Below are 6,534 nucleotides of genomic sequence, written 5' to 3'. Positions count from 1 at the left end.
GGTACCACAGCAGACCCATCCCGCCCACGGTCAGGGCAGAGCAGTCCTCCTGCAGCTCGAAGCTGCCCGGCCCGGCCATGTTCCACCGGTCCAGGCTCGCCTGCGTCCCGTCGAACAGGGCGGTGTACCCCTCCTCGACCTCACCCGGCTCGCACACCACCGGCTCGACGTCGGCCTCCTCCACCCGGAAGTAGTCGAAGGCGACGGTGACGGCCTCGGTCTGCTCCGGGCCGATGGCCACGAGGCCGACCGAGGAGAGGTCGCCGGCGTGCGTGACCTCACCGATGGAGCTCCAGTCCTCGCCGTCCTCGCTCACCCAGCCCTCATAGGTGTCACCCGTCCGGCTCAGCCGCAGGTGCCAGTAGCCACCCTCAGGCTGCCCGGCGAGGTCCATCGCGACGTTGCCGCCGGCACCGAAGGAGCCACCGACCTCAGAGACGAGCTCGGCGCCCAGGCTGAGTGCCGCACCCGGCGCGTTGCGGGCCACGACGTCGAACTTCACGTACTCGTCGTCGTCGCCGTAGGCGAGCAGGCCGGCGTACTGCCACCGGTGCACGAACGGAGCGTTGAACCGCGTCTCGACGGTCCAGTCGCCCTCGGGCGCCGACTGCAGGATGAAGTTCTCCGGCGAGATCGGGTTGTCGTTGTTGATGTCGCCGAGCGCCGTGGTGATGTGGAGCTCGCCGTCGGAGACCGAGACGTTCTCGGCGTTGTACCGGACCGTGCTGTCCCAGCGGCACCCGTCCAGCGAGTCGCCGTCGAACTCGTCGCTCGGCTCACGCTCCCCGTCGTCCTCCGCGTCCGGGGTGACCCGGAAGTGGTTGATCGCGGCGACGGCGTCGGGCTCACCGGTGTCCCCGGCGGCCACGAGACCGAGGGTGGCCTCGGGGTCGAGGGCCACCGACCCACTCAGCGTGGTGAAGGACTCACCGTCGAGCGAGTACGCCGCCGTGACGGTGGTCCCGTCACTGCTCAGGCGCAGGTGGATCGTGCCGGGCGCGGACGCCGGGATGGTGGCGTTGGGCGCGTGCTGCGTCCGCGAACCACCGGCTTCGGTCCAGAACTCGACGAAGCGGCTGCCGTTCTCGTGCCTGGTGAACGCCAGCTTGGTGTAGTCGTCGTCGGTGGAGTGGAGCATGAGGCCGCTGAACTGCCAGTGGCGCTCGTAGTCGACGGCGATCTCGGTGTCGACCTGCCACGCGCCGGACGGCACGGGCTGCCCGACGAAGCTGATCGGACCCGTGTTGGTGCCGTCGATGTCGGCACCGGTGACCGGCAGCTGGAGGGCGCCGTCGGCGACCGTGATGGGCGAGCCCTCGGCGGACCGGACGGTCGTCCAGCGCTGAGCGTCAAGCTCGTCGCCGTCGAAGTCGTCACTCAGCGTCGTCGTGCAGACCGGGCCGGGCCCGGGCTCCGGGTCCGGATCCGGGTCCGGGTCCGGGTCGGACGGGTCGTCGTCGAAGACGAAGTCGCTGAAGACGACCGTGCTCCGCGCCGTGGCGTGGTGCGCCGTGACGAAGAGGCCGATGTCCTGGACCGACGCCGCACCAGGCAGCGTGACAGGATCACCGATCTGCGTGAAGGACGTGCCGTTCGAGCTCCAGAAAGCGGTGTACTCGTCGCCATCACGGACGATGCGCGTCCACGCCGGGTAGCTCGTGGAGCCGGCGGAGGTCGACGCGTTGAGCTGACCGGAGGTGTTGGTCGACCTCAGCCACTCGTACCCACCGCTCGGGCGGATGCCGAGGGCGGCGTAGCCCGTGGACGATCCCGGTGCGGTGATGTCGTTACGGACGATGAGGCCCGCCTTGGCACTGCCGTGGGTGTTCGTCTGGCTGTCGATCCGGACCGTGGCCGACCAGTTCTCGTCGGCACCGGCGGGCAGGTACAGCGAGCTGTACTCGTCCGCCGCGTTCCACATGTTGGAGCCGCCGGAGGTGATGGTGAAGGACCCGTCCTCCCCGCGCGCGAACTCGCCGCCCGCGTTGGTGAACTGGCTGAAGCCGCCCAGCGGGTCACCGACGGTGACGGGCACGATCCGCGACGTGGTCGACACGCCGTTGTCGTTGGTCGCCACGGCGGTCAGCCGGAAGACCGACTCCTCGGTCGCGTCCCACGTGACGCTGTACGGCGCCTCGTCGTCGACGCCGATGGACTCGTCACCGACGAAGAACTCGACCTGGGTGATCTCGTTCTCCTCGTCCGTGGCCTCGGCGGTCACGGTGATGTCGCCCGGCTCGAGCGCCTCGGCGCCCGTCGGTGCGGTAATGGCGACGCGCGGCGTCGTCGTGGGCGAGACACCCTTGCCCTCTGCCTCGATGAAGTTGAGCCTGCGCTCGCCCTCGCCGGGGAAGGTGACGTACAGGGTGAAGGACTCGCCCGGGTCGACGACGTCGACCGCGACGTCGGTGTACTGCGAGAGCCCACCGGTCGAGGGGACCTCGGCGGTGCCGAGGAGCTCACCGTCGACGGAGTCGCGACGCAGCTCGATGTCCCCGCCCGTCGCGGAGGCGACACGCAGGTGCAGCCGGTCGATGTTGAGGAGGTTGAACGGCTCGTAGGAGGCCCACGCACCGTTCTGCCCGCTGATCGAGTTGCCGTGGCCCTCGATGTCGCGGGACGCCGCCGCCGTCACGTCGGCGGAGGACTCGCTGAAGAACTCGGCCTCGCGGAACTTGCCGAAGAGCAGCGAGGTGTCCTGGCCGGTGAGGCCCGGCACCCCGTTGGCGCCGGAGTCCGTGTACCGGGCGTCGAGCACGTAGAAGACGTTCATGTCGTCGCTGTGCCCACCGCCCAGGCTGGTCTGGACAGACCCGGTGCGGCCGGAGAGCGGCTCGGCCGGGTGCGAGTGCGCGTCGTGGCCGAGGGCGACCTGGACGATGATGTCCTCGTCCGCGACCTCCTCCTCGGCGTCCGTCGCCGTGATGTCCCACGAGAGCACGTCACCGAAGTCGAAGAAGGCGCCGTCCGGCGGGAGGTTGATGCTGATCTCCGGGCGGGTGTTGCCGACCGTGACGGGCACGCTCGTCGTGCCGATCTTGCCGTGCGGGTCGGTGACGGTCAGCCGCGCGTCGTACACGCCGTTCTCGGTGTACGTCGTCGTGGGGCTGACCTCGGTCGAGTCGGTCTCGCCGTCCCCGTCGAAGTCCCAGGCGTAGGTAAGCGCCTCATCCTCGGGGTCGGTGCTGCCGGAGCCGTCGAAGGTGACCTCGAGCGGAGCCTGGCCGCTGTCCGGGGTGGCCGTGGCCACCGCGGACGGCGAGCGCGAGCCGGTGACGTAGTCGATGCGGTGCAGCCCGGAGTCCGGGTTGTGCCGGCCGAAGCCGCCGCCCCAGTCGAGGACGTACATCGAGCCGTCAGGCCCGAACTTCGCCTCGATCGGCGCCATGAAGGGCTCGGACGGCAGGAAGTCGTTGACCTTCTCCAGGCTCGTGCCGTCCTCGTCGAGGAGCAGGGAGTACATGTTGTTCCGCGCCCACTCGAAGAAGAAGGGCTGGCCGTCGAAGTACTCGGGGAACTTCGTGTCCGAGGTGGACTCGGCGTCGAACTGGTAGAACGGGCCACCCATGGGTGCGAGGCCGCCGCCCTGCGGGATGACCTCCGGGTGCGAGCTGCGCTGGTAGCCGTACCACAAGTCCGGCGCGACGACCGGGGGCAGCTCGGTCAGGCCCGTGTTGTGGATCGAGTCGTTGACCGGGTTCTCGCAGTCGAAGAAGTCCCCGACGGTGACGGGGTTCGTCAGGTAGTCGACGTCCCGGAAGGGCTCGTTGTTGCCCATGCAGAGCGGCCAGCCGTAGAAGCCGGGCTCCTCGATGAGCATCCACTCCGCGATACCGGCCGGCCCGCGGCTGGCGAGGTTGTCGTTGTTGTTGTCCGGGGAGTAGTCCGCGAGGGAGAGGTTGCCCGTGACCGGGTCGATGGCGAACTGGAACGGGTTCCGGAACCCCATCGCGTAGATCTCGGGCAGCGTCTTGTCCTCGGCGTCCTCCGCCTCGTCGAACATGTTGCCCTCGGGGATCGTGTACGTCGTCCCCTCGCCCGGCTCGGCGTCGGCCGGGATGTCCTCGATCGGCGTGATCCGGAGGATCTTGCCGCGCAGGTCGTTGGAGTTCGCCGACGTCGCGCGGGCGTCGTGGAACTGCCCCGGGCGCTCGGACAGCGGCGCGTAGCCGCCGGAGGGCTCGGAGTGCGGGTTGACGTCGTCGCCGACGCCGAGGTAGAGGTTGCCCTCCGCATCGATCTCGACGACGCCGCCGGTGTGCCCGGGCTCGTCCGGCAGGCGCCGTGCCGGCACCTCGAGGAGCACCCGCTCCGTCGCCGGGTCGATCAGGCCCGTGGCGTGGTCCATCGTGAACCGCGACAGCGTGCTGAAGAAGTTCGCCGGGTCGGTGTCGTCCTCGCTGGCCGGGGAGTAGTAGAGGTAGAGGTGGCCGCTGTCGGCGAAGTCGTTCGCGAGCGCGATGCCGAGCAGGCCGTCCTCACCTCCGGAGTAGACGTCGAGCTCGAGGGCCGACGTCGTCGTCTGGCTGGCCGGGTCGTAGACGCGGACCTGGCCGCGCACGAGCTCGGTGAAGAAGACACGGCCGTCGTCGGCGATGTCCATCCCGAACGGCGCGGAGGTGTTCTGGTCGAGCGCGACGCGCTCGTACATGCCCCAGTCCGTGCCGCCGCAGTCACCGTCGACGAGGCCGGCGGCCCACTCGACGCCACCGAGGATGTGGTCGAGCAGCTCCGGCTCCTCGAAGTGCGAGGGGAAGTGCCCCATGCCGGTGACCCAGGCGCGGCCGCCGTCGTAGGGCTTGCACCAGGAGATGGGGTGGTCGTAACCCATGGCGTTGCCGCCCGGGGCGTAGGTCGTCTCGTCCATCGTGGCGAGAACGTGCGCCTCACCGCGGACGTTGGCCGAGTAGTTGTACCACTCGTCCGCACGCTCCCAGCGCTGCGGGAGGTGCTCGGTCGAGGGGTGGGCCTGGTCCTCGACGCGGACGGTGCCCGGGAGGCCCGGGTCGGTACCGGTGGCCGCGTGGCCGGGCATGAGCGCGCCGACGAGCTCGTCCCACCACTCGTAGTCACCGCGCATGTCGGTGGCGTTGTGGATGGCGACGATGCCACCGCCCGCCTGCTGGTAGGACTCGAGCGCGTCCTTCTGCTCCGCCGTCCACGGGTCGCCAGACGTCTGGAACATGACGAGCGCGTCGAACTCGGCGAGATCCTCGTCCGTGAAGATCTCGGAGTCCTCGGTCCACACGGAACCGATGCCAGCTTCCTCGAAGTGGTCCAGGAGCAGGGGGGTGCCCTGCTCGATCGTGTCGCCGTGGCGCCACGCGGCGGTCGCGGTGAAGACGAGGACGTCGGCCCGGTCGCCTTCCCGCGTGTCGATGATGTCGAGATCCGGATTGACGACGGCGGCCGCCGGTAGCGCGGTGAGCAAGGACAAGCCCAGTGCGCTAGCGGACACCGACGCCACCACCCGTCCCCAACTGGGACGTAAGGTGCTCATGGAAGATTTCCTCCGATTGGTCGAACAGACTGTTCTGCTTCCCGCCCGGCGCGGCGCGTCGCGCGGTCCCCCGGTCAGCTTCTGGACATCAACTCCTTGAGGTGGGCGAGGCCGTCGACGGCGATGGCGTCCTGGGTGGCGGCGAGCGGCCGCCAGATCGAGGCGGCCGTCGCGATGGTGGCGTTCTCGGCCGTGAAGGACTCGATGCACAGCGGGCCCCTGTAGCCGGCGTCGTCGAGCGCCGTGAGGATCTCGGGCCAGGGCAGGTGGTCGGCCCCCGGCGCGCCGCGGTCGTTCGCGCAGACCTGGACGTGGGCGATGCGCGCACCGGCGCGCATGATCGCCGCGGGCACGTCCGTCTCCTCGATGTTCATGTGGTAGACGTCGAGGAGCAGGCCGACGTCCGGCAGCGGTGCCAGCGCCTCGAGGGCCTGGTCCACCGTGTTGATGAGCGACGTCTCGTAGCGGTTGAGGGGCTCGACGGCGAGGGTCACGCCGGCGGCGCGTCCGTGCTCGACGACGGGCGCGAGGTTCGTCGCGAGCTCGTCGTAGCAGCGCCGGCGCTCGTCTGCGTCCATCCGCCACGTCCGCCCGACGGAGGCGTATGCGGGACCGGCGATGACGGCGGAGCCGACGGTCCGGGCGGCGTCGATGACGCCGCGCAGGTAGTCCTGCGTCGACCGCACCGTCGCGGGATCGGTGGCGACGAGCTCGCTCCCCTCCCCCATGACGAGGGTGACGGTGGCGTCGAGGCCGAGGTCGGCGAGCAGCGTCGCGGCGCCGGCCGGGTCCCAGTCGCCGAGGTTCTCCACCGGCAGCTCGATGACGTCGAACCCCCACCCCTTGATCGTGGGTGCCAGCCGTTGCAGCTCCGCGTCGGTCAGTGGGGAGGTCCACACCCAGGTGTTGACGCCGAGCAGGCGCTTGGCACGTGACGTCATCGTCGGTCCACTTCGTCGTCGGGGTCGAGCGTCTCGCAGGTGGCGTGCGCTGCGCGCGGGTGGTGCTCGCTGCGGGGCGGGGAGCCGTCCTTG

The 6,534-nt window shown here is 70.0% G+C and carries 2 protein-coding genes; both read right to left on the bottom strand.

The features are described from left to right. Positions 1-5,437 (bottom strand): ThuA domain-containing protein (locus tag V2J63_RS15505; protein ID WP_331231896.1); only part of this gene is annotated, 5,437 nt, incomplete at its 3' end. A gap of 137 nt (positions 5,438-5,574) precedes the next feature. Then, positions 5,575-6,441 (bottom strand): sugar phosphate isomerase/epimerase family protein, encoded by an 867-nt coding sequence (locus tag V2J63_RS15500; RefSeq protein WP_331231895.1) that lies wholly within the window; start codon positions 6,439-6,441, stop codon positions 5,575-5,577. Positions 6,442-6,534: the final 93 nt, after the last annotated feature.

It is taken from the genome of Georgenia wangjunii (assembly GCF_036421975.1).
Lineage (GTDB): Bacteria > Actinomycetota > Actinomycetes > Actinomycetales > Actinomycetaceae > Georgenia_A > Georgenia_A wangjunii.
Note: the sequence above shows the minus strand (reverse complement) of the source record. Positions and strands in the feature narration are given on the sequence as shown.

Excerpts from the sequence above, each read along its gene's own strand:
- V2J63_RS15500 (WP_331231895.1), bottom strand. The coding sequence starts at position 6,441 with ATGACGTCACGTGCCAAGCGCCTGCTCGGCGTCAACACCTGGGTGTGG.